Below are 26,996 nucleotides of genomic sequence, written 5' to 3' on the forward strand. Positions count from 1 at the left end.
GACCATCGCCGTCCATTTCTGATATGGGCGGCCCATGCAGACAAGCTATGATGTGATCGTGGTCGGCGGCGGCCATGCCGGTTGCGAGGCGGCCGCAGCGGCGGCGCGCAAGAGTGCGCGCGTGGCATTGCTGACATTTGCGCGTGCGACGGTGGGGGCGATGTCGTGCAACCCGGCGATCGGGGGGCTGGGCAAGGGCCATCTGGTGCGCGAGGTGGATGCGCTGGACGGGCTGATCGCGCGAGCGGCCGATGAAGCCGCCATCCACTATCGCATGCTCAACCGCAGCAAGGGCGCGGCGGTTCAGGGGCCGCGTGTTCAGGCCGACCGGAAGCGATACCGGGGCGCGATTCATCGCATGCTCGACGCGCAGGCAGGACTAACGATCGTCGAGGGTGAGGCCGACTCGCTGCTGCTGTCCGGGGGCGATGTGGTCGGCGTGGCGCTGGTCGATGGGCGGACGCTTCGCGCGGCTTCTGTCGTTCTTGCCACTGGCACCTTTCTGGGCGGGCGGCTGTTTCGCGGCGACGAGCGGGAAGAGGGCGGGCGGATCGGCGAGCGGGCCGCTACGGCGCTCGGCGGTCAGTTGCGGGCGATGGGTTTGCCGATCGCGCGGCTCAAGACCGGGACGCCGCCCCGGCTCGACGGGCGGACGATCGACTGGGCGCGGCTGGAGACGCAGCCTTCGGATGCGGACGGCTGGACCATGTCGCCGCTCACCCAGGCGCGCCGGTTGCCGCAGCTTGCGTGCGCGATCACCCGCACCAATGAAGAAACGCACCGGATCATCCGCGACGGGCTGGGCCGGTCGCCGTTGTTCGACGGGGCGATCACGGGGCGGGGGCCGCGATATTGCCCGTCGATCGAGGACAAGGTGATCCGCTTCGGCGATCGCGACGGGCATCAGATTTTCCTGGAGCCCGAAGGGCTGGACGATGCGCTGGTCTATCCCAACGGGATCAGCACGTCGTTGCCGACCGACGTGCAGGTAGCGATGCTGCAGTCGATGGCGGGGCTGGAGCAGGTCGAGATCGTCGTGCCGGGCTATGCCGTCGAATATGACCATATCGATCCGCGCGCGCTCGACGCGTCGCTGGCCGTGCGCGATGTGCCGGGGCTGTTTTGCGCAGGGCAGATCAACGGCACGACAGGGTATGAAGAGGCGGCGGCGCAGGGGGTGGTGGCGGGGGCGAATGCCGCCGCGCGGGCGGCCGGGGATGACCCGGTGATTCTCGATCGCGCCTCATCCTATATCGGCGTCATGATCGACGATCTGGTGTTGCAGGGGGTGACCGAGCCCTATCGGATGCTGACCGCGCGGGCGGAGTACCGGCTGCGGCTAAGGGCCGACAATGCGGAGACGCGGCTTGGCGCCATAGGATTGACCCATCAACTGATCGGTTCCGACCGTGCGGCGCGGCTGGCGAACCGGGGGCGGGTACGGTCTGAAGTGGAAGCCGAGCTTGGCCAGGTGATGACCGCAAGCGCACTGATGAAGGCCGGCGCGCCAGTGCGGCAGGATGGCGCGCGCCGGAGCCTGTTCGAGTGGGCGCGCTTCCCGGAGGTCGATGCGGCGTTGCTGCTGGACCTCGCGCCGGCGTTGCGTAACGCCCCTGCCGACTTGCGTGCCGAAATACTGGAGGACGCGCATTATGCGCCCTATCTCCAAAGGCAGGATGCCGAGATCGCCGAACTGCGGCGGAACGAGCGGGTGCTTATCCCGGCGGCGTTCGACTATCGGCGCATCGGCGGGCTATCGACCGAGATGATCGAGCGGCTCGATGCGGCGAAGCCGGATACGTTGGCGGCCGCTGGTCGGATCCGGGGCGTCACTCCAGCGGCGCTGGCGGCGATCCTGGTCCATATCCGGCGCGAGGCGGCGTGACCGAGGAAGAAGCGCGCGCATGGCTGGACGCGCATTTCGATGTTTCACGTGAAACATGGGCCAGGCTGGAGACCTATGTCTCCATACTGCTTGCGGAAGCCGAGGAGCAAAATCTGATCGCCGAGTCGACCAAGCCACATATGTGGGCGCGGCACATTGTCGATTCAGCGCAGTTGCTGGTTCATGCCACTGAAACCGATGGCGAATGGCTGGACCTGGGCGCTGGCGCCGGCTTGCCTGGGATCGTAATCGCCTGCTTGCGGCCCCGGCCCTTGGTCATGGTCGAATCGCGCAGGAAGCGGATCGACTTTCTGGATCGGGTGATTGCCACGCTGCGCTTGCCCCATGCGCGGGTGCATGGCGGTCGCGTGGAGCAGGTGCCGCCGACGAAGGCTTCGGTCATCAGCGCACGGGCCTATGCCCCGCTGCCCAAGCTGCTCCAGTCCGCGCTACACCTGTCCGATAAAAATACCCTTTGGGTGCTGCCGAAAGGGCGAAATGCCCAAAATGAACTGGAGGCGGCGCGTCCGGCATGGCAGGGTGTGTTCCACGTGGAACCCAGCGTGACCGATGGCGATAGCGCCATCATTGTCGCCCGAGGCGTCCAACCCGCCGGCAAGAGGAAGCATCGCCCATGATCCGCATCGCCATCGCCAATCAGAAGGGCGGGGTCGGCAAGACTACTACCGCGATCAACCTTGCGACCGGCCTCGCCGCAACGGGCTTGCGTGTGCTGCTGGTCGATCTCGATCCGCAGGGCAATGCCTCGACCGGCCTTGGGATCGGCCAAGCTGACCGGGCGCAGTCGAGCTATGACCTGCTCGTCGGCAATTGCGCGCTGGACGACACGATCGTCACCACGCGCGTCCCCAAGCTGGATCTTGTGCCCGCAACGCAGGACTTGTCAGGCGCGGAGATCGAACTGATCGACTATGAGGAGCGCACCCATCGCCTTGCCCGGGTGTTGGACGAGGCGCAGCCGGGCCGATGGGACATCTGCCTGATCGACTGCCCGCCCTCGCTGGGGCTGCTGACGATCAACGCGATGGTTGCGGCGCAATCGCTGCTGGTGCCGTTGCAATGCGAGTTTTTCGCGCTGGAGGGCCTGTCGCAGCTGCTCCAGACCGTCGAGCGGATACGCGGGCGGTTCAATCCCGGCCTTTCCATCATGGGTGTCGCGCTGACCATGTATGATCGGCGCAACCGGCTGACCGATCAGGTGGCGGACGATGTCCGCGCGTGCCTGGGCGATCTGGTCTTCACCACCGTGATCCCGCGCAATGTACGGCTGTCCGAAGCGCCGAGCCATGGTGTGCCGGCGCTGATCTACGACTTCCGATGCTCGGGATCGGAAGCCTATATGCGGCTCGCGCGTGAACTGATTGCGCGCCTTCCGGCACAGGAGGTTGCGGCTTGAGCGACGAGACGACCGATAAGCCCAAGGCGGCCAAGCGTCCCCAGGGGCTGGGGCGGGGTCTGTCCGCCCTGCTGGGCGATGTGACACGCGAGGATCCGGTGGCAGCCGCGCCGCAGGCCAATGGCAAGGCGGTGCAGAGCATCGAAGTGGCGCTGATCCATCCGCATCCCGAGCAGCCGCGTCGCCATTTCGACGACGCCGCGCTTCAGGAGTTGGCCGACAGCATCGCCAAGCGCGGGATCATCCAGCCGATCATCGTGCGGCCGCATGGCGGCGGGTTTCAGATCATCGCCGGCGAGCGCCGCTGGCGTGCGGCGCAGCGGGCGCAGTTGCACCGCATCCCCGCCATCGTCCGCGACTTCGACGAGCAGGAAACGCTCGAAATCGCGCTGATCGAGAATATCCAGCGCGAGGATTTGAACCCGATCGAAGAGGCCGAAGCCTATCGCAAACTGATCGCCGAATTCCATCACAGCCAGGAGGCGCTGGGCCGGATCGTTGGCAAGTCGCGCAGCCATGTCGCCAATCTGATGCGCCTGCTGGAACTGCCCGCGAGCGTGCAGGAGCAGGTGATGCAGAGCCGCATTTCCATGGGCCATGCCCGCGCGCTCATCGGCGCGCCCGATTGCGAGCGGCTCGCGACCCAGGTCGAGCAGAAGAAGCTGTCGGTGCGCGACACGGAAAAGCTGGTGCGGCGGACCAAGACCGGCGCGGACGCGCCAGCCGCCCGAAACGGCGGCGGCGAGAGCGCGGGCAAAGACCCGGACATTGCCGCACTGGAACAGCATCTGTCCGACATATTGGGCCTGAAGGTCGGCATCACCCATGATGGCAGCGCGGCCGGGGGTATGCTGGCGCTGCGCTATTCCAATCTCGACCAATTGGACATGCTCTGCCAGCGGCTGTCCGGAGAGCGCATCTAGGGCCACTTCCCCCTAGTCAATTGGCGGGGTGGCTCCTAGGTTGGCGGCATGGCCGACATGCTTTCCACAACCGCCGCCGCGCCCGCGATCATCCGCCGCGCCGACTATCGCGTTCCCGACTGGCTGGTGCCGGAGGTGGCGCTCGATTTCGATCTCGATCCTGCGCTCACGCGCGTCCGCGCGACGCTGTCGGTGGTTCGCAATGGCGAGCATGACCGGCCGCTGCGGCTGGACGGGGACGGGCTGATCCCGCTGGAGGTGAAGATCGACGGGCGGCCGCTGAGCGATGCGGAATGGCATCTAGAGGCGGGGGCGCTCATTATCGCCTTGCCGGGCGAGGCGCATAGCGTGGAGACGCTGGTCGAGCTGGCACCCGCGAGCAACAGCAAGCTGATGGGGCTTTATGCCAGCGGCGGGCTGCTCTGCACCCAGTGCGAGGCGGAGGGGTTCCGGCGGATCACCTTCTTCCCCGACCGGCCCGATGTCCTGTCGCGCTACAGCGTGCGGATGGGTGCGGACAAGGCGCGCTTCCCCGTGCTGCTTGCCAATGGCGATCCGGTCGCGCAGGGCGAGGGGGCCGATGGGCGGCACTGGGCGCAGTGGGACGATCCCTATCCCAAGCCCTGCTATTTGTTCGCGCTGGTCGCGGGCGACCTCGCCTGCAACGCCGACAGCTTCGTGACGATGAGCGGGCGCGAGGTGCGGCTCGGCATCTGGGTCAAGGATGTCGACCTGCCGCGCACCGCCCATGCGATGAAGGCGCTGAAAGACAGTATGGCGTGGGACGAGCGCGTCTATGGCCGCGAATATGATCTGGACGTGTTCAACATCGTCGCCGTCGCCGACTTCAACTTCGGCGCGATGGAGAATAAGGGCCTCAACATCTTCAATTCCCGATATATCCTTGCCGACCCGGAGACCGCGACCGACATCGACTATGACGGGGTCGAGGGCGTGGTGGCGCATGAATATTTCCACAACTGGTCGGGGAACCGCGTCACCTGCCGCGACTGGTTCCAGCTAAGCCTGAAGGAAGGCTTCACCGTCTTTCGCGACCAGAATTTCTCGGCCGACATGGGCAGCCATGCGGTCAAGCGGATAGAGGATGTGCGCATCCTGCGCGCCGGGCAGTTTCAGGAGGATTCAGGGCCGCTCGCCCATCCGGTTCGACCCGAATCCTATATGGAAATCAGCAACTTCTACACGTCGACCATCTACAACAAGGGCGCGGAGCTGATCCGCATGATGGCGCTGATGCTGGGGCCGGAGCGCTTCCGCGCGGGCAGCGACCTCTATTTCGACCGGCATGACGGGCAGGCGGCGACCTGCGAGGATTTCGTGGCCGCGATGGAGGAGGGCGGAGGCATCGACCTGGGGCAGTTTCGCCTCTGGTACGAACAGGCGGGAACGCCCCATGTCCGCGCACTGCTGTCGCATGACCCGGCGAGCCAGTCGGTCGAGCTGACACTGGAGCAGACGGTGCCGCCGACGCCCGGCCAGCCGGTGAAGCAACCGATGGCGATCCCGCTGCGTACCGCCCTGTTCGATCCCGTGACGGGCCAGCATCATGGCGACGAACTGCTGATGCTGACGCACGCCAGACAGAGCTTCCGCTTCGAGGGGTTCGCGGGAGCGCCTATCCTGTCGATCAATCGCGGCTTTTCGGCGCCAGTGATCGTCGAGACCAACCGCAGCCAGGCCGATCTCGCTTTTCTGTCGGCGCATGACGATGATCCCTTCGCCCGGTACGAGGCGATGCAGCAGCTGATGGTCAATGTGCTGGTCGGTCGTGTCGGGGGCCAAGCGGTGGACGATCAGGCTGTGGTCGAGGCGATCCGCAATACGCTGACCGATCCGCTGCTCGATCCCGCCTTCATCGCCGAGACGATCCGCCTGCCGAGCGAAGCCTATCTGGGGGACCAGATGGCGCGGGTGGACCCGGATGCTATCCACGCCGCCCGCGACGCGCTTCAGCAGACGATCGGAGCGGCGCTGGAGCCGCTATGGCGCGACATTCATGCGCGGACCAAGGCGAACGGCTTTTCGCTGTCCTCCGCCGCCAAGGGGGCGCGCAAGCTGCGGAACGCGGCGCTCCATTATCTGGTGGCGTCGGGCGCGGCGGATGGTCCCGCCATCGCCTTCGCGCAGTTCAGCGAGGCGGACAATATGACCGAGCGGCAAGCGGCGCTCGGAACGCTGGCCAACGGCGTCAGCCCGGAACGGGAGGCAGCGCTCGACATCTTCTACAACCGCTATGCCGACGATGCGCTGACTCTCGACAAATGGTTCCAGACCCAGGCGTTCGCGCTGCATCCCGACACGGTGGCGCAGGTCGAGGAACTGGGACGGCACAAGGATTTCACCCTGGCCAATCCCAATCGGGTGCGGTCGCTCTATGGCGCATTCGCGGCCAACCAGTGGGCGTTCCACCACGCATCGGGCAAGGGCTACAGGCTGGTGGCGGACTGCATCATCGCGCTCGACCGGCTCAATCCGCAGACCGCCGCCCGGCTGGTGCCGCCGCTGGGGCGCTGGCGGCGCTTCGACGAGGCGCGCGCGGCGCTGATGCGAGGGGAGCTGCAACGGATTTTGGCGCAGCCGGGGCTGTCCAAGGACGTCACGGAGCAGGCAGGGAAGAGTCTGGAATGAATTCAGTGCTCCTGCGGACGCAGGAGCCCAGGGCGGCTATGGACCGCCCGTGAACCCTGGGCTCCGGCTTTCGCCGGAGCACGCGATTTCCACTTGCCTCAACCCTTCACCGCCGCAACCCACGCGGCGACGTCGCTTGCCACCTTGTTGGCGGCGCTGTTGAGAGGGACGCCAACAGTCGTCGCGTCGATCTTGGCGCCCACGGGCGCGCTCGCGGTGAAGCGTTGGCGGGCGAGGGCCACGCCGGCGGGCGTGGTCAGCACCGCGTCATAGGTGACGATCGCACTGTTGCTCGGCGCGTCGATGGTGAAGGCGACCAGTTCGCCCGAGAGGCGCTGACCGCCGTCGCCGGAGAATTGCCCGCTGTCGAGCACGACGCGGTCGGTGGTGGCGGAAATGGTTTCAGCGAGCAGGCGGCGGAACAGGTGGCGCGGCGTGTCGGCCCACTGCACCTTCACGACATAGGCGACCGAGGTTGGCGAGGTCTGAACCGGCACGCGGATGGTGTCGAGCATCTTGGGCGCATCGGGATCGGCAACGATCAGCGTCCGTCCGTTGCCCGACACGCGCGCCGCGCCCGCCGGCACCTTCTGCGCGGCGTCCAGGGTGAGCAACTGCGCGGGCGGTTTGCCGCCGATCGAAACGCAGCCGGGCAGCAGGATGGCGGCGGCCAGCGCAGTCATCGCGCCGAAGGGTTTCGCGTGGATCATCGTCCGCATCTCTCTCATCATCATGGCTTGTAATCCGGCAGCTTGGGCGAGCCGACCAGCGAACCGGCGCCCTGCTGGTCGAGCTTTTCGGCGACGCCGCGGAAGGCGCGCGACATTTCGCGCAGGTCGCGCACCAGCTGGTTGACCTCCGGCATGGTCTGGTTGCTGAAGGCGCGAACGCCGGGCTGCGCCTCGCCGATCGTCTTGTCGAGGGTATCGATGCTGCGCGTCGCCGCCTGCACGGTCTTGCGAAGGTCGGCCATCAGCGGTTTGCCCTGGTCGTTGAGCAGGGCGTCGGTGGTGGCGGCAAGCTTGCCGATCTGCTCCACGGCGACCCCGGTGCGCTGCACCGCGACGCGCGCTTCAGCGAGGGTGGCGGCGATTTCCGGGCTGCGATCGGCCAACGCGCCCGACACGCGCTCGACATTGGCGAGGATGCCGGCGATCGACTGCTGATTCTTGTCATTGAGCAATTCGGTCAGCCGCTCGGTCAGGGTCGAGAGCCGCTCCAGCAGCTGCGGCGCGTTGTTGAGCAGTTCGCCCAGCGCACCCGGCTTGGTCGGGATGACGGGAACGCCGTCGGGGCAGGCGGCGGTGACGTTTTCGGCCGGGCAAAGGATCGGCGGCGCGCCCTTGACCGCGCCGTCGAGCACGATTTCGCTGACGCCGGTAAAGCCGACGCCAGAGATGGTCGCGGTCGTGCCCTGAAGCACCGGGGTGCCTTCGCGGACGGAGATGCGGACCTTCACGAAACTGGGATCGCGCTTCCACAGCTCGATCTTTTCGACCTGGCCCGACGGCACGCCCGAATAGTTGACCGCCGACCCCTTGGCGAGGCCGTTTACCGACTGTTTGAAAAAGATGTCATATTCCTGATTGTCGCCCTGCGACAGGCGCGAGAACCAGAAGGCGGCGGCCATGATCGCGGCCAGCAGCAAGAGCGTGACCGTGCCCACCAGCACATGATTGGAGCGGGTTTCCATATCCTATCGCCTTCCGTCCGGCGGGCCGTCCGCCGCCCTGTTCTTTTCGCGCATGACCGCCGCAGTCGCGGCGCGGCCGCGCGGGCCGTTGAAATATTCCTGAATCCACGGATGATCGGTCGCCAGCAGCTCCTCGATCGTTCCCACCGCGATGACATGTCTGTCCGCCAGCACCGCCACCCGATCGCAGATCGAATAAAGCGTATCGAGATCATGGGTGATGAGAAAGACGGTAAGGCCGAGCGTCTGCTGGAGCTGCCGTGTCTGTTCGTCGAACGCCGCCGCGCCGATCGGGTCGAGCCCGGCGGTAGGTTCGTCGAGGAAGAGCAGGTCGGGATCGAGCGCCAGCGCGCGGGCAAGGCCGGCGCGCTTCTTCATGCCGCCTGACAATTCGGCGGGATATTTGGGGCCGGCTTCGGTCGGAAGGCCGGTCATGCGAATCTTGTAGGCGGCGATCTCGTCGCGCAGCTGCGCGCCGATATTGGGATAATATTCGCGGATCGGCACCTCGACATTTTCGGCCACGGTCAGCGTCGAGAAAAGCGCGCCGCCCTGAAACAGCACGCCCCAGCGCTTGCGGATCGCCAGCGCCTCGTCATCCAGCCGGCCGATCATCGATTCGCCGAAGACGCAGATTTCCCCTTCGTCGGGGGTCTGGAGGCCGATGATCGAGCGCATCAGCACCGACTTTCCGGTGCCAGAGCCGCCGACGACGCCCAATATCTCGCCCTTGCGGACGTCAAGGTCGAGATTTTCATGCACCGTCTGGTCGCCGAAGCTGTTCCGGAGGCCGCGCACCCTGATGGCGATGTCGCTGCTTTCGAACGCCCGTTCGACGCGCTGCTCCTCGGCGGCGAGGATGTCTTCCTCGCTCATCAGTTCCACCCCACCCAAGTGAAAAAGACGGCGAAGAAGGCGTCTATGACGATGACGAGGAAGATCGCCTGCACGACCGCGGCGGTGGTGCGCAGGCCCACCTCTTCGGCGTTGGCCTTGACCTGCATCCCCTGGAAGCAGCCGGACAGCGCGATGATGATGCCGAACACCGGCGCCTTGATCAGGCCGACCCAGAGATCGGTGATGGGCACGACTTCCCGCAGGCGCTGGACGAAGGTGATCGGTGGAATGTCCAGCGACACCGCGCACAGGAACCCGCCGCCGATGACCGCGACGACCGAGCTGTAGAAGCCGAGCAGGGGCATCATGACCACGACCGCCAGGGTGCGCGGCAGCACCAGCGCCTCCATCGGCGACACGCCGATGGTCCGCATGGCATCGACTTCTTCGGTCAGCTTCATCGTGCCGAGTTGCGCGGCAAAGGCGGAGCCGGACCGGCCCGCGACCATGATCGCGGTCATCAGCACGCCGAGTTCCCGGAAGGTAAGGCGGCCGACCAGGTTGATGGTCAGCATCTCCATGCCGAACTGGCGCAGCTGCACCGATCCCTGCTGGGCGATGACGATGCCGATCAGGAAGCTCATGAGGCCGATGATGCCGAGCGCGGACACGCCGACGACCTCAAACCGCTGGACCACCGCGTTGAGGCGGAAGCGGCGGGGGTGGCGGATGATGTTCCAGCTCGCGACCAGCGTGCTGCCGAAAAAGCCGACCAGGCCGACGAGAGTCGAGCCCGCCATCGTCACCGCCTCACCGATCTGGCCGACGACGCGGGAAACGGGGTGCACTTTGTCCGGGCGGATCGCCACCGGCTCGTCCAGCTTGCCGACCGCTTCGACCAGCCGCCGTGCATCCTCGCTGCCGCCGCTGATCTCGCAGCCGAGGCGCTGGGCGGTGCGATGGACGGTCCAGGCGCCGATCGTGTCCATATGATCGACGTCGGACAGGTCGATAGCTCGCACCGGTCCCTGCACCGCGTCCAACCGGTTCGGCAGGTCGCGCAGGCAGGCGATGGCGAGCGACCCGGAAAGCCGGATCACGCTGCCGCCGTCGCGTGTGTCTTCGGCAAGATCAGCGGCTCTGTTCATTATGGGGGATGTGTGGTCCAATAACGGTTGCGCGGCAAGCCGAAACGGCCCATCCGCAAGCCCAAACGAAGGGCAGACGGAAAAGTTTCGGATACGGCATGATGCAGCGGCTGGCGATCTACGACATGGACCGCACGGTGACGGTGCACGGCACCTATACCGGCTTCCTGCTGCATGTCGCGCGGCATATGGCACCATGGCGACTGCTGCTGTTCCCCTGCGTGATCCTGGCGATGCTGGCCTATGTGCTCAAGCTCGTCACGCGGCAGCGGCTGAAGGAGATCAACCAGGCGCTGATGGTCGGCCATAATGTCGAGCGCGCGAAGCTGATGCCCCACGTCGAAAGCTATGCCGACAAGGTGATCGCCACCAATTTGCGGCAGGGGGCGGTGGCGCAAATCGCGCGGGACCGGGCGGACGGGTGCCAGCTGGTGCTGGCGACTGCATCCTACCGCCTCTATGTCGAGCCCATCGCACGGCGGCTGGGGTTCGACGCGGTGATCGCGACCGATCATCTGAGCCAGGATCTGCGCTACGTCCGCGCCAAAATCGCCGGCGAGAATTGCTACGACACCGGCAAGCTGCGGATGATCAAGGCATGGATGGCGGCCGAGGCGATCGACCGGGGAAGCGCGCATATCCGCGCCTATTCCGATCATGTGTCGGACGCGCCGATGCTGGAGTTCGCGGATGTGGCATTCGCGGCCAATCCGCACAAGCCGCTGGCGAAGCTGGCGGCGGAGCGAGGGTGGGCGCGGGTGGATTGGGATTGATGTCCACTGTCAGGCGGTTAGGCTGTCGATCGCGCCCCAGCCGGCTGCGCCGATGCCGTCAAGCATGTGCCTGTGTGCCGGTCTTATACCGCCCAGCGCCATGACCGGCGCGTCGATCAGGCGCGCCAGTGCCGCGAAGCGCGCGCGGCCGAGCGCGGGCGCGCCGGGATGCGAGCGGGTCGGGAAGAGGGGCGAGAGGAAACAGAGGTCCGCGCACCGGGCCGCCAGCGCCTCGCGGGGGTTATGAACCGGGGCGCTGCGTAACAGGGGGCGAAGGGCGCGCCGCCGGTCGCGGCCATGCGCGCCATCCGCCCGCCACGCCGCAGCCTGGCGCGCCGATCCCGCCAGCAGCAGCGTCAGCCGCCGCCGGCGCGCGATCGCGCGCAGCGCATCGAAGAGGGCGCGGCGTTCGGCCGGGGCGGTACGATAATGGCGCAGGATGATGCCGGCGCGGCCCTTGGGCAGGCGCGCCGCCGCCGCGAGCAGCGCCGCATCGCTCACCCGCTCGTCGGTCATCAGCCAGATCGCGGCCATGGATTTGCGGTGGCGAGGGGGCATGGCCCATCCTATAGCAGCGCGGATGAGCAACGACAGTATCGAAGCCGCCGCGCGCCTTGCGGACGTGCGCGCAGGAATTGAGCGCGCGGCGCGGCTGACCGGACGCGCGGGCGACGACATCCGCCTGATCGCCGTGTCCAAGACGCACGATGCCGCCGCCATTCGGCCGCTGCTGGCAGCGGGTCAGCGCGTCTTCGGCGAGAACCGCGTGCAGGAGAGCCAGGAGAAATGGCCCGCGCTGCGGGAGGAATGGCCAGATGTGGAACTGCATCTGGTGGGCCAATTGCAATCGAACAAGGCGGCCGAGGCGGTCGCCTTGTTCGACGTGATCCACGGGCTCGACCGGCCTTCGCTGCTGCATGCGCTGGCAAAGGCGATGGACGCGGCGGGCAGGCAGGTGCCCTGTTTCATTCAGGTCAATATCGGGGCGGAGGCGCAGAAGGGCGGGTGCGCCATTGCCGACACGCCCGCTCTGATCGCGGCGGCGCGGGACGCCGACATTCCGGTGCTGGGCCTGATGTGCGTGCCGCCCGCCGACATCGAGCCCGCGCCTTTCTTTGCCCTGCTGGCGAAAATGGCGCGGGAAGAGGGGCTGGCGCGGCTCTCCATGGGCATGTCGGGCGATTATGAGACGGCGATCATGCTGGGTGCGACCGATGTGCGCGTGGGCACTGCCTTGTTCGGGGAAAGGCCCGCGCCCGCTCGCCCGGTGCCGGGGAGCGGGCGGGGTATGATCAGAAACTCCCGCGCAGGGTGATGCCGTAGGTGCGCGGTTCGGCGAGATAGGCGGAGATGAGCTGGTTCGCCATCGGCGCCCCTTGCGCGAACTGGCCGGTCGTGGAGGTGGCCGGGCTGCTCGACTGGAGGGGACTCGAGAAAGCGACCTGGGTATAGTCGGTGTTGAAGATATTCTGGCCCCAGAATTCGATAGCCCAGCGCTGATCCTTGCCCCGGATGCCGACGCGGGCGTTGAAGACCGAGAAGCCGTCCTGATATTTTTCCGGGAACAGATCCGACCCGGTGTTGAACCCGCTGTTCATGCGGCCGTCGATGTAGAAGAGGGCCGACAGCCCGCTCGATCCGATCTCCGGGGTCCAGGCGATGCTGGCGGTGGTGACCGATTGCGGCGCGTTGCTGTTGATCGCGCCGGGCAGCAGGAACAGCGCCGGGTCGAGCGGCACGCGGCCGTCGCTGCTGCCGACCAGCCGGTTGGCGAATTTTGCGCGCGACCAGGTGAAGCCGCCCGACACGCGCAGGTTGCGCGCGGGCGAAACCGATGCTTCCAGCTCGACGCCCTGGCTGATGAGGCCGGGCGCGACATCGTCGCTGGCGCAGGTGCGCGCGGCGGTCAGCGCGCCGTCGCAGCCATTGATATTCTGCACGACGAAGCTGGTGCCATTGAAGGTGTTGAGCTGGAAATTCTTGAACTCCTGCCGGAAGGCGGCGATGTTCGCGCTCCATTTGCGCTGATTGATCTTAAGGCCCACCTCGAACGCGTCGACCTTTTCGGCGGCGAAGCGCAGGCTGGTGACGTCTGCGTTGGTGCGCGGCGCGAACACCGCCGGGACCACGTTGAGGCCGGTCGAGCCAAGCTGGAACCGGTCGAGGTTGAAGCCGCCGGCCTTGTAACCCTTGGAATAGCTGCCGTAGAGCAGCAGGTCGTCGATCGGCTTCCATGAAACGACGGCCGTACCGCTGAATTCGCCATCGCTGATCCGGTCGTTGAGATCGAGCGCGTTGAGCGTCGTCGAGCCGTTGCCGAGGCAGCCCAAGGTAAGGATGCCGCCAGCCAATGTCGCCGCGCTGCCCAGCGCCGCATTGGTGGCGAGCGGTGCGAGGCCCGGCTGCAACGCCGCGCACGTTGCATTGTTGTTGTTGAGATCGGCCGAGAAACGCTTGCGCTCGCGGGTGTAGCGCAGGCCCAGCGTCACATCGAGCCGGTTGGTCAGGTGGATGATATTGTGGGTGAAGAGCGCCCAATTCTCGCTCTTCTGGCGGTAGATGGAGGCGACGTCGCCGGCGCCCGACGGGATCGCCGCCAGCGCCCGCAGGCCGTTGCCGAGGCCGGTGGAGATCGCCCCCGCCTGCGCGGTAGCGATCGGCAGCGGCACGCCCCGGCCGGTGAGCGCGGCGATCAAACCGGCGTTGAGATTGGCCTGGGTTCCGGTGATGAGCGCCCCGGTTGCAAGGCCGCTGCCGCAGGCGGCGAGTTGCTGGGCGGTGAAATTGCTGTTTACGCCAGCGCCCGCCATCAGGCGGCAGGCGGCAAACCGGCCATAATCGGCGCCGAAGCGGATATTGTCCTGAAGCGTCAGCCGTTCATTGGCGTAATAGCCGCCGACCAACCAGTCGAGCGCGTCGCTGAACGCGCTGCCCTGCAAGCGCAGTTCCTGGGTGAATGTCTTGAACTGGCGATAGGTGTTGGGATCGCGATAGAGCAGGTCGGCGCGGTTATAGTCGTAATCGCCATAGTCGCGCGATTTGTAGTCGCGATAGGCGGTGATGCTAGTCAGCTTGGCATTGCCGAAATCATAGTTGATCTCGCCCGACACACCCCAGTCGCGCAGCTTGGACACATAATCGCGGCCCGGCGTGATGGAAAGATTGCGGTCATAGGGATCGGCGGGAATGACGCTGCCCTGGCCCGCCAGGATCGCGGCGATCCGGTTGAACGGCGCATCGCTGTAGGAAGGCCCACGGCCGACCGGCCGCCGCTCGCGCGCCTCGATATAGGCCGCACCGCAGCAGCTCTCGTCGCGATTGGTATAGTCGCCGATCAGGCGGATGGAGAGCGCGTCATTGGGTTCGATCAGCGCCTGGCCGCGCAGGAAATAGCGGTCGCGGTCGTTGGTGTCGCCGATCTTGTTGCCCGCGCCGTCGACCAGATCGTAGAAGCCGTCGCGCTTGCTCCAGACGCCGTCGAGCGCCAGCGCGATATTGTCGCCGACCGGCCCGGTGACGCGGCCCGACAGCCGCCAATAATCGTAATTGCCGTAGGTGATCTCACCCTTGGCGTGGAATTCGCGCTCCGGCGCCTTGCTGATGATGTTGATAAGGCCGGCCGAGGCGTTGCGGCCGAAGAGCGTGCCCTGCGGCCCGCGCAGCACCTCGACCCGCTCGATCTCGCCCAGTTCGTTGAGACCCGCGCCGGTGCGCGAGCGATAGACGCCGTCGATGAACACCGCGACCGAGCTTTCGAGACCGGGATTGTCGCCGACGGTGCCGATGCCGCGAATGCGGGCGGAGGCGTTGGCTTCGGAGCCGGTGGAGGAGACGAGCAGCGAGGGGGCGAGCTGGTTCAAGGTGCGGATGTCGCTCGCGCCGCTATTCTGCATCGCCGCGGCGCCGACGGCCGACACGGCAATCGGCACGTCGGACAAGGGGCTGGCGCGGCGGGTGGCGGTGACGATGATGTCGGCACCCGACTCCTCGGCGGCGGACGCATCGGCGGAGGCTTGGGGCGCGCTATCATCCTGCGCCATGGCGGGCGCACCGATGCCGAGCGCGAGCGCGCCAACGGTCGTCAGCCAAAGACTCTTGTCTGTCATGATGCTCTTCATCCTCTCCTGGCGCGCGCGGCTTTTTGCCGCGTCAGCGTGGGCATGATTATGCTGCCACAGCAGGGGGATGGCAATAGACCCTAGCTTTTGTGCGGTTTTTTCGCGGTGCAGCGGACGCATAATCATAGGCTGTTGCCTAAAGGCAACGGCTTAATATCTGCTTTCCGTAACGTCGCTTTACGATAACGGAAAGCGCAGCAGCCGGTCTGCAACCGGCACCAGAGCCGCCGCCCCCGGCCCCACAGCGCGCCGAATCTCGCCATGTCCCGCATCCAGCCCTCCGGTCAGCGTGCCCAGCGCCGGCAGGATCAGCTTGGTCGCCGACCCCACGAAGCACCGGCGCGACACATGCCGGCCGCGCAGGGACAGACGCAGCTTGGGATGGAAATGGCCCGATATCTCGGGACGGGGATCATCGGCCTGCGCCTCGTGCCGCAGCCATATGCCCCCCAGTTCCGCCTCCGCCACGCGCCGCCCCCCCGGCATGGTCGCGACACCGACGTCATGATTGCCGGTAATCCAGGTCCAGTCCATCCTTTCCGTAAGGGAAATCAGCTTTTCGCGAACGTCGGGGGCGAGCCGGGCCGCGCCATCGCGATCGTGGAAGCTGTCGCCGAGCGACCAGACCGCCTGCGCGCCGGTGCGTTCTACCAGCCTTTCGATAAGGTCCAGCGTGGCATGGCTGTCATGGGGAGGCAGGAACTGGCCGAACCGCGCATACCAGCTCGCCTTTTCGAAATGCAGGTCGGCGACCAGCAGCGCGCGCTGCGCGGGCCAGAAGAGCGCGGCTTCGGGGAGCGCCAGAAAGATGTGACCTGCGAACGAAAGGGGAACCATGACCCCGCCTATGCGCCTCCCCGCAGCGGCTTTCAAGAGGGGGCGGTAAGCCCTATAGGCGCGGCCATGCCCCCCTTCACCGTCGCCGCCCTCTATCGTTTCGCCCGCTTCGAGGAGCCGGAGGCGATCGCCGCCGATCTGCGGGCGCTGTGCGCCGACCTTGGCACCTGCGGCACGCTGATCATCGCGGGGGAGGGCATCAACGGCACGGTCGCGGGATCGGCCGAGGCGATCGCGACTTTGGTGGCGCATATCCGCGCGCTACCGGGCTGCGCCGACACCGATGTCAAATATGCGGAGGCGGATGCCGCGCCCTTCGCGCGGATGAAGGTGAAGGTGAAGGCGGAGATCGTGACGCTCGGAGCAGGCGACCTCGATCCGGCGCATCAGGCGGGCCTGCATCTCGATCCGGCAGAGTGGAACGCGCTGATCGCCGATCCCGACACGATCGTGATCGACACGCGCAACGCCTATGAGGTGGCGGTAGGGAGTTTCGAGGGCGCGATCGACCCCGGGACACGATCGTTCCGCGACTTTCCCGCCTGGTTCGACGGGTTTGCCGGGACTCTGAAAGCGGAGGGCCGCCAGCCCAAGATAGCGATGTTCTGCACCGGCGGGATACGCTGCGAAAAGTCCACCGCTCTGGTGAAGGCGCGCGGGTTCGAGGCGGTCTATCACCTCAAGGGCGGGATCTTGCGCTATCTGGAGGAGGTGCCGGAGGGGGAGAGCCGCTGGCGGGGCGACTGCTACGTCTTCGACGAGCGGGTGGCGGTGGGCCATGGCCTGAAACCCGGCGATTACACGACCTGCCGCGCCTGCGGCCTGCCGCACAAGCGGGACGCCGCGCACGACTGCGCGGGGGATGAGTCGGGGGCGTGGCCGCATCGGGGGTAGGAAAGTGCGTGTCAAATCCCCTCTCCCTTGATGGGAGAGGGATGCGAAGACTTGGCAGCGTGCTGCCCAGTCGAAGCTGGGTGAGGGTGGAGCGATGTCGCGCTAACGCCCCAACCATCGCCCATTCCCCCTCATCCAACTGCGCCTAACTCGCTTCGCTCGTAGGGCTTCCTATCCTTCTCCGTCCAAGGGAGAAGGAAATCGCCGATCATGCCCGAAACCTATGCAACCCCGCGCCATGCGCCCGCAACCAGGCGCGCGCCGGCTTCGGGTCGGCGCCGTAGATGCGGCGGTGGGCGGCGTGGAAGGCGGGGCTGTGGTCCATGTGCAGCAGGTGCGCCAACTCGTGCGCGACGGTCGCGCGGCGAACGTCAGGCGGGCAGTGGATCAGCCGCCAGCTGTAGCGGATCGCTCCGTCCGACGCGCAGCTGCCCCAGCGGCTGCGCGGATCGCCGATGCCGACCGAGGCGACGGTGAGGCCGTGGTCCGCCGCCATCGCGCGGGTCTCCGCCTCCAGCACCGTGCGCGCCCGCGCGACGAGCCAGCGCTCGACCCGCGCGCCGACCGATTCCGCCGCGCCGCCCAGCGTCAGCCGGTCCGCCTCCACCCGGATCGTGCGGGTCGCGCCCTCGACCCAGCAGATGCGGATGTCCTGCCCCTCCAGCGGAAAGACCGCGCCGTTCTCCAGACGGGTGACTGTCGGCTGCTTCGCCATCTGCGCGCGGACCCAGCCCTCATGGCCCTGCGCCCAGCCCAGCGCCTTGCCAAGATTGGCGCGCACGGGGAGCGACAGGCGCAGCTCGCCGCGCGTCGCGTCGATCGTCAACCGGTAGGCGCGCGCGCGGGCGGAGCGGCGCACGCGCACCGGCATCGCCACCCCATCGACCAGGATGGCGGCGTCAGAGTTCCCGGTCGACAAGGTGATTTTCCCAGTCGCCGGCGTCCGCCTCCGCCACCGTCCAGCCGCGCACCGATTCGCCGGCGCGATGCACCGCGTCCCGATCGCCCGAGACCAGATAATGCCATTCCGGCAGCGGCAGCCCCTCGCCGCGTAGCCGATAGGCGCATGTGCGCGGCAGCCATTCGATCTGCCGCACCTTCGCCGGGGTCAGCCGCACGCAATCGGGGACGAATTTGCGGCGATCCTTGTAATTGCTGCACTGGCCGCTGTGGCGATCAAGCAGGCGACAAGCGACATTGGTGGGGTAGATGTTGCCCGTATCCTCATCCTGGCATTTGTGCAGGCAGCATTTGCCGCAGCCGTCGCACAGCGCCTCCCACTCGGCGCGGTCGAGCTGATCGAGGGGCTTTTCCCAGAAGGGCGTCACTTGATCCATCGGTCGAGGAAGGCGGTCACGTTGCCGGGCGCGCCTTCATCCTTGTCCGGGGTGGCGGGATCGTCCACCGGCACCAGCGCGACCGGCTTGCCGTCAGGATCGAACAGATAGGGGGTGCGGCTGTGGCTGACGAGATAGTCGCTCGCGCCCTTGCTTTCCTCGGCATTGTAAACGACCACGAAATCCTTGGCGACCTTCGCGATCTGCTCCTGGCTGCCGGTGAGGCCGACGAGGCGCGGGTGAAAGGCGGCGACGTAATTTTTGAGGACTTCGGGCGTGTCGCGGCCGGGATCGACGCTGATGAAGATGGGCTGCACCCTGGCGGCAAGCGCGGGCTTTTCCTTCTCGAACGTCGAAAAGCCCTGCATGATGCGTTGCAGGTCGATCGGGCAGACATCGGGGCAGTAGGTGTAGCCGAAATAGACGAGGCGATATTTGCCCTGATAGTCGCTCCAGCGGGCGGGCTTGCCATTCTGATCGATCAGGGTGAAGGGCGCGCCGATCCGCGCGCCGACAAGATCGCCCTCAACGCTTGATGCATTGCCCCCGTCCCCCATATTGCAGGCGGATAGCAGGGCGAGCGCGGGCAGGATGAAGGCGGCGAGGTCTTTGTTCATGGCGGGGCCAGCCATGCCCTGCTAGCACGCGATTTGCAATCAACGGGGCCTGACCATGACGACGAAACGCCTGACCGCACTTCTGGGATCGCTGGCGCTGGGGCTGATGGCCCCGCAAGCGGCACAGGCGCAGTTTTCGGACAATTATAATTTCCTGAAAGCGGTCAAGGACAAGGACGGGCAGAAGGTCACCGACCTCATCCAGAAACCCGGCTCCACCGTCATCAACAGCCGCGACGTCACCAGCGGCGAAAATGCGCTGCATATCGTGGTCGCGCGCCGCGACGCGAGCTGGCTCACTTTCCTGCTGGCGAAAGGGGCGAACCCCAACCTTACCGACAATGACGGCAACACGCCGCTGATGGACGCGGTGCAGGGCCGGTTCGAGGAAGGGGTGCGGACGCTGCTGAGCTACAAGGCGCAGGTCGACAAGGTGAACGACAACGGCGAAACCCCGCTGATCCGCGCGGTGCAGCTGCGCGACGTGGCGCTCGTCCGCCTGCTGGTGGCGCAGGGCGCTAATCCCGACAAGCGCGACAGCATCGCCGGCATGTCCGCGAAGGACTATGCCCAGCGCGACACGCGCACGCCGGGCCTTACCGAAGCGCTGGATGCGGCGAAGGGCAGCGTTGCGAAGCCGGCGGGGCCGGTGCAGGGCCCGGTTTTCTAGGCCACGAACCCTGCCCTGAACCGTTCCGTTCGATCGGAATAGCGTTCGAGCGAAGTCGAGAACGATTGCCAAGACTTCGCGACGGGCGGTTCTCGACTGCGCTCGAACCTGCTCGAAGCGAACGGGTCAGATAAAACTCACATTCTCCTGGCGGTCCCTACCACCCCAGTTCCGCCGCATGGTCGGGATCGCTGAGCGCGGTCAGGCGGCGGGCGGCGCGGCGGGCGAAGCGGAGGGTTTCGGCCTTGCGCCGGGCGGCGGCCAGCGGTTCAACCGGCGCGGGGCGGACCAGTTCGGCGTCATATTGGTCGGCGACGATGAGGCCGGTGCGCGCGGGCCAGAGCGCCTCGCTGTCGAACAAGGCGAGGTCGAACCCTGCCGGCACCGCCCAGAAGAAACGGTCGCAATAGTCGAAATAGTCGGGCCATTTCATGTCGCCCATCAGATCGGCTCGGCTGCATTTGATCTCGACAATGGTCAGCCGCCCTGCGCCGTCGATCGCCATGATGTCGGCGCGGCGGCCATTGGGCAGGGGCACTTCCAATATGCCGCTCATGTCGTGACGGAAGAAGAGCCGCAGCGTGCCACGCGCGACGGCGAGCGCGGTGCCATCGGTCAGGGGCGAGCAACTGTCGGAGATGGCGGCGTCCATGGTCCGACATTAGAACAGGTCAGGAACAAATGAAAAGGCCGATTCGGCGAACCGAACCGGCCGTTTCAGGATGCGGCGCTCATGCGCGGCACATCAGCGATAAAAGATGTGATTGTCGATCGACGCCAGCTTGGCCTTGCCCCAGCCGGGCGAGACGCGGCGGGCGTGGAAGAAGAGCGCGCCTTCGGCTCGGCTGTCCCAGCCGCCTTCGGCCGCGATCTGCGCGACGGCGACGGCCTCGCGCCAGTCGCGGCTTTCCGTGCGGATCGGCGGCATGGCGCGGCCGCGCACGAAGCTGAACTGGCTCGGCTGATAGACGACGCCGCACAGGCTGTCGGCGAAGCGACCGGACTTGGCGCGGTTGATGATGACGCGCGCGACGGCCAGCTGGCCCTCCAGGCTTTCGCCCTTCGCTTCAAAATACACGGCCCCGGCCAGGCACTTCATGTCGCCATCCAGCTCCTCGGGCGCGCCATGGGCGTCGACCAGAGCAGCGAGGCTGCTTGCCTGAACCTGCGAGTCGGGGGAAATCGGGGTCTCGCCCTTGGGGGCGGGAGTCAGCGGCTGCGCGACTTCGCGCGGCGCTGAAAAGATCACGGCGGGCTGGCTGCCGGCCGACGGCGCCACCGGAAGGGCACCGGAAAGAGAGACTGCCGAGGGGATGGCTTCACCCGCGATCGACATATCGGAGGCCGTGACCGCGGCTGTAGCGGACAGGGCAAATGCCACCGTGATGGCAGCTTTCAGTCGGAAACTCATTATGGCTCAAAATTAGGCGGTTCTTGGCCAGGGCGTCGTCTTTTTACCCGATATTCTACCGACGACCGGCCGCCCCCCGTCTGCGTGTTTACCGCGTCCGCCCCCCATGGACGAATGCGGCAACCTGCGCGTTGGCGTGCGCGGCCGTCTGCACAACTCATATCGGAGAGTCAACGATCAGCAGATCGTTTCAGCGGCGAACCGTTCTGCGTTCGGGATATCAAGCTCGACCATCCACAGGTCGGGGTCCGACCTGCGGCGACGCGCTATATACTGATCGAGCGCCTCCGCGCCGTCTTGCGGAGCTGGTCCGCAGCGTATCAACGCATAACGTCCATCAAGGTTCGGCACCCGCTCGAACAGGCCGGCAAAGCATCCTTTTTCAAGCGCCTGCACCAGGATGACGCCGCTGATATCGTCGCCTTTCACAAGGATGGTGGCAAAGCCGCCTGCTTGATTAACGCGGCGACGCAGTGCTCCGACCAGCATGGCGCTGGTCAGCCGCGACTCAGCCGCCATAGCCGGGGAGGGACGAAAGGGCGAATTGCGAGCGCATGAAGGTGCCGGTGCCGCGCCCCACTTCCTCGCCATCGGCGTCGATCAAGCTGGCTTCGGCGACATAGACGCGGCGCTTGCCGCTGATCCAACGGCCCTCGGCGCGAATCCGGCCAGGGCCGATCGGGCGGGTGAAGAGCAGATTGAAGGCAGTGGTCAGCAGGAAACGGTCGCTGACCAGGCTGTTGGCGGCGTAGAAGGCCGCGTCGTCCAGCATCTTGAAATAGACGGTGCCATGGATCGCGCCAGCGGCATGGAACTGGCTTTCATCGACGTCGAAATCGATGACCGACCGGCCGGCCTCCGGGATTATCAGTTCCGAGCGGAACAGCCGGTTGATCGGCGCGGAGCGATAGAGCGATTCAAGCGCGCGGAAATGCGCCGCCTCGCCGCTTGGCCCGTCAGGCTGCGTCACGCGCCCCGCCGCCGGCGAGCAGCGCGTGCAGCGCCTCGGTCGATTTCGCGCCGCGCAACCGCGCCACGACCGACTCGTCGCGCAGATAGCGCGACACGCGAGCGAGCGTCTTGAGATGCTCCGCCCCGCTGTCGACTGGCGAGAGCAGAGCGAATAATATGTCCACCGGCGCATCATCGACCGCATCGAACGGCACCGCCGGATCGAGCAGCACCACCACCCCGCACATGCGGGCGAGGCCGGGAATCTTGGCGTGCGGGATCGCGACGCCGCCACCAAAGCCGGTCGACCCGAGCCGTTCGCGTTCGAACAGCGCATCGGCGACCTCGTCCGCCTCCAGCCCGTAGGCGCAGGAAGCGAGGGTAGCGATCTTCTGGAAGAGCGACTTCTTGCCATTGGCGGCGACACCCGTGGCAAGCGCCTCGGGCGATACGATGTCGGTGAAATGAACCATGGCCAATCCGAAACGGCCGGGCCGCGCAGCGTCATGTCCTCGCGCGATCCCCGGAGTGTGAAAGCCCGGCCCCTTAAGCCGCCTGCGCCGGATGGTCAACAGGCGGCCGGGGCCGGACCAGAGGGTCAGGCCCGCGGTTCAACCCATCCAATCGTGCCGTCATGGCGGCGATAGACCATGTTGTAGGCCGATGTGCCGGCATTGACGAACAACAGCGCGTTGGTGTTGCGAAGGTCGAGCATCATGACCGCGTCGGACACGCTCGCTTCCGGGATATCGACGCGGGTTTCGGCGACGATCAGCGGGGCGTCCGCCGGTTCCTCCTCCTCGGCGCCACCGGCGAAGATGGTGTATCCAGCGCCGTCGATGTCATCGACGCTATATCCGCTGGCGCGCTGCGCCTCGGCCGCCGCCGTCTGGGCGCTGCGGTCCTTCAGGCGGCGCATGTACCGGCGCAGCTGCTTTTCGATCTTGTCGGCCGCCTGGTCGAAGGACGGATGCGCCTCCTGCGCCTCGCCCGCGCCCTTCAGGATCAGCCCGGTCATCACATGGCAGACGATGTCGCAGTGAAATGCGCCATGCGGCGCCTTGCGGAAGGTGACCTGGGCGGAAAGCGCGCGGGAAAAATATTTCTCGGCCACCGCCTGCAAACGATCGGTGACATGGCTTTTCAGCGCCTCACCCGTTTCCACCTGATGCCCGGAAACACGAATATCCATATGCCTTCTCCTTATTCTTGCCGGGCCGCCAGGGAAGCGGTCCGGTTGGGTGCGGAGGGCATAGGCCGCTTGGGTCGCGTCTATGCCTCCGTCAGCCAGAGCGGCTCCTTGAGCGTCGCGATGAACGCCGCGTGCCGTTCCAGCTCCGCCGCGCTGGCCGCAAAGACCCGCGCGGGACGAACAGGGCGAACCACGGCGGATGCCGTCAGTTCCACCCTGACGATTTCGCTTTCTTCCTCCTGTGCAAGACCAAGGCCGATCTGACGGCCGCCGGTCAGTTCGATATAGAGTTGCGCCAGCAATTCGGCGTCGAGCAGCGCGCCATGCTTGATGCGGTGGCTGCGGTCGATGCCGTAGCGGGTGCAGAGCGCGTCCAGACTGTGCTTCGCGCCGGGGTGCATTTGGCGCGCGATGGCGACGGTGTCGATCATCCGGTCCATCGACACTTCGGGATGGCCGCACAGGCGCAATTCATGGTTGAGGAAGCCGAAGTCGAACCGCGCATTGTGCGCGACCAGCGGGCTGTCCTCCAGAAAGTCCAGCAATTCCAGCGCGCCGCGCGCAAACACCGGATGTTTGGCGAGGAAATCGGCGGACAGGCCGTGCACCGCGAAGGCGGCGGCGGGCATGTCGCGTTCGGGATGATAATAAGCGTGGAAAGTGCGGCCGGTCGGCATCCGATTCACCAGTTCGATACAGCCGATCTCGACCATCCGGTCGCCCGATGCCGGATCAAATCCTGTCGTTTCGGTATCGAAAATGACTTCGCGCATGGCCTCTTCAACGACTCTTCCGATGCTATCTTATCGGCCTGTCTGCGCGCCAAGGCAAGCGACCAGACGCCGCACCTGCGCCCGTGTATCGGCGAAAGTGGTGCCGGTGTGAACGACATGGTCGGCGCGGCGGCGCTTTTCAGCGTCGGGGGTTTGAAGTCGGACGATCTGGCGGAATTTGGCCGGAGTCATGCGTGGCCGCGCCAGCACCCGCTTGCGCTGCTTCCACGCCGGGGCGGTGACGACGATCACGCCGGAAAGCCGTTTGTGCCCATGGGTTTCGAACAGCAGGGGGATGTCGAGGATGACGAACTTGCGGCTGCGATGGCGGCGCAGAAAGGCGCGGCGGCTGGCCTGCACCGCCGGATGAACGATCGCTTCCAGCGCGCGGCGCTCATGCGGATGGCCGAACACCGCCGCGCCAAGCTTCGCCCGGTCCACGCCCGCCGGCCCGGTGGTACCGGGGAAGCGCGCCTCGATCGCGCGCAGCAGCGCGCCGCCCGGTCCCTGGAGGCGGTGCACTTCAGCGTCGGCGTCGAACAGCGGTACGCCTTCGCGCCGGAACATCGCCGCCACCGCCGACTTGCCCATGCCGATCGATCCGGTCAGGCCGTAGATTTTCATCTAGTCCGCAGCCGTCAGCAGCGCGCGCAACTCGGCGTCCAACTCACGGGGAGCGGCCGCGTCGAAGAAGATGTCGAATGCCAGCGCCGCCTGCCCGATCAGCATTTCAAGGCCGTCGAGCGTCTTCAATCCCCGCGCCCGCGCGGCCTTCAGCAGCCCGGTTTCGAGCGGCGCATAAACGATGTCATAGACGGTCGCGGTAGCGGGCAGGGGCGAAAGCTCGGGCTCGAAAACCGGCTGGCCGACCATGCCGAGCGAGGTCGAATTGACCAGCAGGTCGACCGGTGGCAGCGCGTCGGTCATGCCGATCACCCGGCCCTTCACCCCCGCCCGGTCGAGCAGCCCCTGTCCTTTGGCCGCATCGCGGACCATGATGCTAATGTCCGGCACGCCCAATGTCGTGAGCGCGAAGAGGATCGCGCGCGCCGCGCCGCCCGCGCCGACGATCAGAGCGCTTCTGCCCTTCCACTTGTCGCGCAGCAGCGGCTGGAGGAAGCCGCCCGCGTCGGTATTGGTGCCGATCAGCGGCCCGCCCGTTTCGCTGGCGATGGTGTTGACCGCCCCGATCCGGTCCCGCACGCCGCCCGGATCGTCGACATAGTCCATGACCGCGATCTTGTGCGGAATGGTGACATTGCACCCCAGCCAGTCGGGATCGGCGCGCCGCGCTAGGAAATAGGCAGCGAGGCCATCCGCCGTCACATGGGTCTTGCGATATTCCGCCTCGATATTCAGCGCATCGAGCCAGAAATTGTGGATCAGCGGCGATTTGCTGTGGGCGATCGGGTCGCCGATGACTTCGGCATAGGGCAGTTGGTCGGTCATGCCGCCAGAACGCCGCGCACGCGCAGAAAGTCAAGCAGGGGTAGCAGCGGCAGACCCTGGATCGCGAACTGGCTGCCTTCGACCTTGCTGAAGAGCTGCGCTCCCGGCCCCTCGATCCGGTAGCAGCCGACGCACCAGCGCAGTTGCTCCCAGTCGGCGTCGAGATAAGCCTCGATAAAGGTATCGGACAAGGGTCGCACCGTCATCCGCACACGCTCGATATGCCGCCAGACCGGATCGCCATTCATTGCTATCACCGCTGCGCTGTGGAGATGATGCACACGGCCCGACAGCAGGCGTAGAATCCGCGCGGCGTCCGCCCGGTCCACCGCCTTGTCGATCATGCTGCCATCATCGAGCGAGAGCGTCTGGTCGCATCCAAGGACCAGAGTGCCCGGCGCGCGGCGCGACACCCTGAGCGCCTTCAATTCCGCCAGCGCATCGGCCAGCGCCCGGGCGTCGAGCCCGTCGCCGCGCAACGCGTCCTTCGCCGCTTCCTCGTCCACTTGCGGAGATAGCGGCTCGAACGGCACGCCGGCAGCGGTCAGCATCGCGCGGCGGCTGGCGCTTTGCGAGGCGAGGACGATCATGCTTCCGCCTCCGCCAGTTCGCGGTCGTTGAACAGGTTGATGATCGCGGCGGCCGCTTCCTCGATCGATCGGCGGGTCATGTCGATCACCGGCCAGCCATTGTCGGCGAACATGCGCCGGGCAAAGGCGAGTTCGGCCTGCACCTTGTCGCTGTCGACATAGGCGGTTGCGGGCGCCTGGTTGAGCGACAGCAGCCGGTTGCGGCGGATCTGGATCAGCCGCTCGGGGCTGACCGTAAGGCCCACGACCATCGGATGCTTCAGCGAAAAGAGGCTGCGCGGCGGCGGCGATTCCGGGACCAGCGGGATATTCGCGGTCTTGTAGCCGCGATTGGCGAGATAGATGGAGGTCGGCGTCTTGGACGCGCGCGACACGCCGGCAAGGACGATGTCGGCCTCCTCCCAATTTTCGTGGCTCACCCCGTCGTCATGGGCGATGGTGAACTGGATCGCTTCGATCCGCGCGAAATAGGCTTCGTCGAGGATATGCTTGCGTCCCGGCCGGGTCCGCGTTTCCTGCCCTAATATGTTGGAGAGCGCGTCGGCCACGCTGTCGAGCGCGGCGACATGCGGCAGGCCGAGCGCGCGGCACCGTGTCTCCAGCCGCTTGCGCAAAAGATGGTTGGTGAGAGTGAAGAGGACGAGACCGGGGTTGGCGGAAATCTCCTCCATGATCCGGTCGAGATGGACGTCGGATCGCACCATCGGCCAGAAATGGCGGATCGCCTCGACATTTTCGAACAGGCCGATCGCCGCCTTGGCGATATTCTCCAGCGTCTCGCCGGTGGAGTCGGAGAGGAGGTGCAGATGGATGCGCGCCATGGGGCATGTCT

30 protein-coding genes are annotated in these 26,996 nt (G+C 66.3%); 9 read left to right on the forward strand and 21 right to left on the reverse strand.

What is annotated here, in order from left to right:
* Positions 1 to 34 precede the first annotated feature (34 nt).
* The 5 genes from mnmG to pepN are packed head-to-tail and all read left to right on the forward strand — an operon-like array spanning position 35 to position 6,874.
* On the forward strand, positions 35 to 1,885 hold the full coding sequence (gene mnmG / locus ACETPF_RS18560) for a tRNA uridine-5-carboxymethylaminomethyl(34) synthesis enzyme MnmG (protein WP_373936091.1): 1,851 nt from the start codon (positions 35 to 37) through the stop codon (positions 1,883 to 1,885).
* Entirely contained in the window at positions 1,882 to 2,523 is a 642-nt protein-coding gene (gene rsmG / locus ACETPF_RS18565) for a 16S rRNA (guanine(527)-N(7))-methyltransferase RsmG (RefSeq protein ID WP_373936092.1), read from the forward strand. Before mnmG ends, rsmG begins: the two co-directional genes overlap by 4 nt.
* Positions 2,520 to 3,302 carry a ParA family protein gene (locus ACETPF_RS18570; RefSeq protein WP_373936093.1) on the forward strand — a complete coding sequence of 261 codons (783 nt, stop codon included), beginning with the start codon at positions 2,520 to 2,522 and terminating at the stop codon, positions 3,300 to 3,302. The genes rsmG and ACETPF_RS18570 overlap by 4 nt, the downstream gene beginning before the upstream one ends.
* Entirely contained in the window at positions 3,299 to 4,225 is a 927-nt protein-coding gene (locus ACETPF_RS18575) for a ParB/RepB/Spo0J family partition protein (protein WP_373936094.1), read from the forward strand. Before ACETPF_RS18570 ends, ACETPF_RS18575 begins: the two co-directional genes overlap by 4 nt.
* Before the next feature lie 48 nt (positions 4,226 to 4,273).
* Complete coding sequence (pepN, locus tag ACETPF_RS18580) at positions 4,274 to 6,874, forward strand: aminopeptidase N (protein WP_373936095.1); 2,601 nt, start codon at positions 4,274 to 4,276, stop codon at positions 6,872 to 6,874.
* Positions 6,875 to 6,972: 98 nt separating this feature from the next.
* Here the strand turns inward: pepN and ACETPF_RS18585 are convergent, their stop codons facing one another.
* The 4 genes from ACETPF_RS18585 to ACETPF_RS18600 are packed head-to-tail and all read right to left on the reverse strand — an operon-like array spanning position 6,973 to position 10,552.
* Positions 6,973 to 7,584, reverse strand: coding sequence for an ABC-type transport auxiliary lipoprotein family protein (locus ACETPF_RS18585; RefSeq protein WP_373936153.1), 612 nt, complete (start codon positions 7,582 to 7,584; stop codon positions 6,973 to 6,975).
* 20 nt (positions 7,585 to 7,604) lie between these two features.
* A complete protein-coding gene (locus ACETPF_RS18590; protein ID WP_373936096.1) occupies positions 7,605 to 8,567 on the reverse strand; it encodes an MlaD family protein in 963 nt (320 codons plus the stop codon).
* Between the two features lie 3 nt (positions 8,568 to 8,570).
* The gene (locus ACETPF_RS18595; RefSeq protein WP_373936097.1) at positions 8,571 to 9,443 is read right to left on the reverse strand and encodes an ABC transporter ATP-binding protein; all 873 of its coding nucleotides are present in this window, start codon (positions 9,441 to 9,443) and stop codon (positions 8,571 to 8,573) included.
* The gene (locus ACETPF_RS18600; protein WP_373936098.1) at positions 9,443 to 10,552 is read right to left on the reverse strand and encodes an ABC transporter permease; all 1,110 of its coding nucleotides are present in this window, start codon (positions 10,550 to 10,552) and stop codon (positions 9,443 to 9,445) included. The genes ACETPF_RS18595 and ACETPF_RS18600 overlap by 1 nt, the downstream gene beginning before the upstream one ends.
* Positions 10,553 to 10,650: 98 nt before the next feature.
* Between ACETPF_RS18600 and ACETPF_RS18605 the strand changes: the two genes are divergently transcribed.
* Positions 10,651 to 11,325, forward strand: a complete 675-nt coding sequence (locus ACETPF_RS18605) for an HAD family hydrolase (protein ID WP_373936099.1) — start codon at positions 10,651 to 10,653, stop codon at positions 11,323 to 11,325.
* 9 nt (positions 11,326 to 11,334) lie between these two features.
* Here the strand turns inward: ACETPF_RS18605 and ACETPF_RS18610 are convergent, their stop codons facing one another.
* Entirely contained in the window at positions 11,335 to 11,883 is a 549-nt protein-coding gene (locus tag ACETPF_RS18610) for a thiamine phosphate synthase (RefSeq protein ID WP_373936100.1), read from the reverse strand.
* A gap of 22 nt (positions 11,884 to 11,905) precedes the next feature.
* On the opposite strand from ACETPF_RS18610, the gene ACETPF_RS18615 reads away from it, so the two are divergent.
* Positions 11,906 to 12,640, forward strand: coding sequence for a YggS family pyridoxal phosphate-dependent enzyme (locus ACETPF_RS18615; protein WP_373936101.1), 735 nt, complete (start codon positions 11,906 to 11,908; stop codon positions 12,638 to 12,640).
* Here ACETPF_RS18615 and ACETPF_RS18620 read toward each other — a convergent pair.
* Together ACETPF_RS18620 and pdeM are read right to left on the reverse strand one after the other, a co-directional pair.
* Entirely contained in the window at positions 12,618 to 15,431 is a 2,814-nt protein-coding gene (locus tag ACETPF_RS18620) for a TonB-dependent receptor (RefSeq protein WP_373936102.1), read from the reverse strand. The two genes, ACETPF_RS18615 and ACETPF_RS18620, sit on opposite strands and share 23 nt — an antisense overlap.
* Positions 15,432 to 15,620: 189 nt before the next feature.
* Entirely contained in the window at positions 15,621 to 16,280 is a 660-nt protein-coding gene (gene pdeM, locus ACETPF_RS18625; protein ID WP_373936103.1) for a ligase-associated DNA damage response endonuclease PdeM, read from the reverse strand.
* 66 nt (positions 16,281 to 16,346) lie between these two features.
* On the opposite strand from pdeM, the gene trhO reads away from it, so the two are divergent.
* Complete coding sequence (gene trhO, locus ACETPF_RS18630) at positions 16,347 to 17,174, forward strand: oxygen-dependent tRNA uridine(34) hydroxylase TrhO (protein WP_373936104.1); 828 nt, start codon at positions 16,347 to 16,349, stop codon at positions 17,172 to 17,174.
* Positions 17,175 to 17,382: 208 nt separating this feature from the next.
* On the opposite strand, the gene ACETPF_RS18635 is transcribed toward trhO, so the two are convergent.
* From ACETPF_RS18635 to ACETPF_RS18645, 3 genes are read right to left on the reverse strand one after another with little or no spacing between them, the layout of a single operon-like run.
* Positions 17,383 to 18,093, reverse strand: a complete 711-nt coding sequence (locus tag ACETPF_RS18635) for a M48 family metallopeptidase (RefSeq protein WP_373936105.1) — start codon at positions 18,091 to 18,093, stop codon at positions 17,383 to 17,385.
* Positions 18,074 to 18,511 (reverse strand): YcgN family cysteine cluster protein, encoded by a 438-nt coding sequence (locus ACETPF_RS18640; RefSeq protein ID WP_373936106.1) that lies wholly within the window; start codon positions 18,509 to 18,511, stop codon positions 18,074 to 18,076. Before ACETPF_RS18640 ends, ACETPF_RS18635 begins: the two co-directional genes overlap by 20 nt.
* Complete coding sequence (locus ACETPF_RS18645; protein ID WP_373936107.1) at positions 18,499 to 19,143, reverse strand: SCO family protein; 645 nt, start codon at positions 19,141 to 19,143, stop codon at positions 18,499 to 18,501. The genes ACETPF_RS18640 and ACETPF_RS18645 overlap by 13 nt, the downstream gene beginning before the upstream one ends.
* Before the next feature lie 40 nt (positions 19,144 to 19,183).
* Between ACETPF_RS18645 and ACETPF_RS18650 the strand changes: the two genes are divergently transcribed.
* Positions 19,184 to 19,798: an ankyrin repeat domain-containing protein gene (locus ACETPF_RS18650; RefSeq protein WP_373936108.1), complete on the forward strand. Its 615-nt coding sequence runs from the start codon at positions 19,184 to 19,186 to the stop codon at positions 19,796 to 19,798.
* Positions 19,799 to 19,955: 157 nt separating this feature from the next.
* Here the strand turns inward: ACETPF_RS18650 and ACETPF_RS18655 are convergent, their stop codons facing one another.
* The 11 genes from ACETPF_RS18655 to ACETPF_RS18705 form a co-directional block, all read right to left on the reverse strand.
* Entirely contained in the window at positions 19,956 to 20,450 is a 495-nt protein-coding gene (locus ACETPF_RS18655; protein WP_373936109.1) for an MmcB family DNA repair protein, read from the reverse strand.
* Between the two features lie 93 nt (positions 20,451 to 20,543).
* Positions 20,544 to 21,209 carry a cell wall hydrolase gene (locus ACETPF_RS18660; RefSeq protein WP_373936110.1) on the reverse strand — a complete coding sequence of 222 codons (666 nt, stop codon included), beginning with the start codon at positions 21,207 to 21,209 and terminating at the stop codon, positions 20,544 to 20,546.
* Positions 21,210 to 21,386: 177 nt separating this feature from the next.
* A complete protein-coding gene (locus tag ACETPF_RS18665) occupies positions 21,387 to 21,728 on the reverse strand; it encodes a DUF1491 family protein (protein ID WP_373936111.1) in 342 nt (113 codons plus the stop codon).
* Positions 21,718 to 22,179, reverse strand: coding sequence for a PaaI family thioesterase (locus tag ACETPF_RS18670; RefSeq protein ID WP_373936112.1), 462 nt, complete (start codon positions 22,177 to 22,179; stop codon positions 21,718 to 21,720). The genes ACETPF_RS18665 and ACETPF_RS18670 overlap by 11 nt, the downstream gene beginning before the upstream one ends.
* Entirely contained in the window at positions 22,166 to 22,633 is a 468-nt protein-coding gene (locus ACETPF_RS18675) for a PTS sugar transporter subunit IIA (RefSeq protein ID WP_373936113.1), read from the reverse strand. The genes ACETPF_RS18670 and ACETPF_RS18675 overlap by 14 nt, the downstream gene beginning before the upstream one ends.
* 125 nt (positions 22,634 to 22,758) lie before the next feature.
* A complete protein-coding gene (gene hpf, locus ACETPF_RS18680; RefSeq protein WP_373936114.1) occupies positions 22,759 to 23,352 on the reverse strand; it encodes a ribosome hibernation-promoting factor, HPF/YfiA family in 594 nt (197 codons plus the stop codon).
* An 80-nt stretch (positions 23,353 to 23,432) separates the two neighbouring features.
* Positions 23,433 to 24,125 carry a DNA polymerase III subunit epsilon gene (gene dnaQ, locus ACETPF_RS18685; protein WP_373936115.1) on the reverse strand — a complete coding sequence of 231 codons (693 nt, stop codon included), beginning with the start codon at positions 24,123 to 24,125 and terminating at the stop codon, positions 23,433 to 23,435.
* A 30-nt stretch (positions 24,126 to 24,155) separates the two neighbouring features.
* Positions 24,156 to 24,749, reverse strand: coding sequence for a dephospho-CoA kinase (coaE, locus tag ACETPF_RS18690; RefSeq protein ID WP_373936116.1), 594 nt, complete (start codon positions 24,747 to 24,749; stop codon positions 24,156 to 24,158).
* Complete coding sequence (gene aroE, locus ACETPF_RS18695) at positions 24,750 to 25,574, reverse strand: shikimate dehydrogenase (protein WP_373936117.1); 825 nt, start codon at positions 25,572 to 25,574, stop codon at positions 24,750 to 24,752. It abuts the gene before it with no gap.
* Positions 25,571 to 26,164: a Maf family protein gene (locus ACETPF_RS18700; protein WP_373936118.1), complete on the reverse strand. Its 594-nt coding sequence runs from the start codon at positions 26,162 to 26,164 to the stop codon at positions 25,571 to 25,573. Before ACETPF_RS18700 ends, aroE begins: the two co-directional genes overlap by 4 nt.
* Positions 26,161 to 26,985, reverse strand: coding sequence for a pyruvate, water dikinase regulatory protein (locus ACETPF_RS18705; protein WP_373936119.1), 825 nt, complete (start codon positions 26,983 to 26,985; stop codon positions 26,161 to 26,163). Before ACETPF_RS18705 ends, ACETPF_RS18700 begins: the two co-directional genes overlap by 4 nt.
* Positions 26,986 to 26,996 lie beyond the last annotated feature (11 nt).

The sequence above is a fragment of the Sphingobium agrisoli genome, from assembly GCF_041877245.1.
Lineage (GTDB): Bacteria > Pseudomonadota > Alphaproteobacteria > Sphingomonadales > Sphingomonadaceae > Sphingobium.

Coding starts and splice junctions, on each gene's coding strand:
- mnmG (WP_373936091.1), top strand. CDS start 35: ATGCAGACAAGCTATGATGTGATCGTGGTCGGCGGCGGCCATGCCGGT.
- ACETPF_RS18570 (WP_373936093.1), top strand. CDS start 2,520: ATGATCCGCATCGCCATCGCCAATCAGAAGGGCGGGGTCGGCAAGACT.
- pepN (WP_373936095.1), top strand. CDS start 4,274: ATGGCCGACATGCTTTCCACAACCGCCGCCGCGCCCGCGATCATCCGC.
- ACETPF_RS18585 (WP_373936153.1), bottom strand. CDS start 7,584: ATGATCCACGCGAAACCCTTCGGCGCGATGACTGCGCTGGCCGCCGCC.
- ACETPF_RS18590 (WP_373936096.1), bottom strand. CDS start 8,567: ATGGAAACCCGCTCCAATCATGTGCTGGTGGGCACGGTCACGCTCTTG.
- ACETPF_RS18595 (WP_373936097.1), bottom strand. CDS start 9,443: ATGAGCGAGGAAGACATCCTCGCCGCCGAGGAGCAGCGCGTCGAACGG.
- ACETPF_RS18600 (WP_373936098.1), bottom strand. CDS start 10,552: ATGAACAGAGCCGCTGATCTTGCCGAAGACACACGCGACGGCGGCAGC.
- ACETPF_RS18605 (WP_373936099.1), top strand. CDS start 10,651: ATGATGCAGCGGCTGGCGATCTACGACATGGACCGCACGGTGACGGTG.
- ACETPF_RS18610 (WP_373936100.1), bottom strand. CDS start 11,883: ATGCCCCCTCGCCACCGCAAATCCATGGCCGCGATCTGGCTGATGACC.
- ACETPF_RS18615 (WP_373936101.1), top strand. CDS start 11,906: ATGAGCAACGACAGTATCGAAGCCGCCGCGCGCCTTGCGGACGTGCGC.
- ACETPF_RS18620 (WP_373936102.1), bottom strand. CDS start 15,431: ATGACAGACAAGAGTCTTTGGCTGACGACCGTTGGCGCGCTCGCGCTC.
- pdeM (WP_373936103.1), bottom strand. CDS start 16,280: ATGGTTCCCCTTTCGTTCGCAGGTCACATCTTTCTGGCGCTCCCCGAA.
- trhO (WP_373936104.1), top strand. CDS start 16,347: ATGCCCCCCTTCACCGTCGCCGCCCTCTATCGTTTCGCCCGCTTCGAG.
- ACETPF_RS18640 (WP_373936106.1), bottom strand. CDS start 18,511: ATGGATCAAGTGACGCCCTTCTGGGAAAAGCCCCTCGATCAGCTCGAC.
- ACETPF_RS18645 (WP_373936107.1), bottom strand. CDS start 19,143: ATGGCTGGCCCCGCCATGAACAAAGACCTCGCCGCCTTCATCCTGCCC.
- ACETPF_RS18650 (WP_373936108.1), top strand. CDS start 19,184: ATGACGACGAAACGCCTGACCGCACTTCTGGGATCGCTGGCGCTGGGG.
- ACETPF_RS18655 (WP_373936109.1), bottom strand. CDS start 20,450: ATGGACGCCGCCATCTCCGACAGTTGCTCGCCCCTGACCGATGGCACC.
- ACETPF_RS18660 (WP_373936110.1), bottom strand. CDS start 21,209: ATGAGTTTCCGACTGAAAGCTGCCATCACGGTGGCATTTGCCCTGTCC.
- ACETPF_RS18665 (WP_373936111.1), bottom strand. CDS start 21,728: ATGGCGGCTGAGTCGCGGCTGACCAGCGCCATGCTGGTCGGAGCACTG.
- ACETPF_RS18675 (WP_373936113.1), bottom strand. CDS start 22,633: ATGGTTCATTTCACCGACATCGTATCGCCCGAGGCGCTTGCCACGGGT.
- hpf (WP_373936114.1), bottom strand. CDS start 23,352: ATGGATATTCGTGTTTCCGGGCATCAGGTGGAAACGGGTGAGGCGCTG.
- dnaQ (WP_373936115.1), bottom strand. CDS start 24,125: ATGCGCGAAGTCATTTTCGATACCGAAACGACAGGATTTGATCCGGCA.
- coaE (WP_373936116.1), bottom strand. CDS start 24,749: ATGAAAATCTACGGCCTGACCGGATCGATCGGCATGGGCAAGTCGGCG.
- aroE (WP_373936117.1), bottom strand. CDS start 25,574: ATGACCGACCAACTGCCCTATGCCGAAGTCATCGGCGACCCGATCGCC.
- ACETPF_RS18700 (WP_373936118.1), bottom strand. CDS start 26,164: ATGATCGTCCTCGCCTCGCAAAGCGCCAGCCGCCGCGCGATGCTGACC.
- ACETPF_RS18705 (WP_373936119.1), bottom strand. CDS start 26,985: ATGGCGCGCATCCATCTGCACCTCCTCTCCGACTCCACCGGCGAGACG.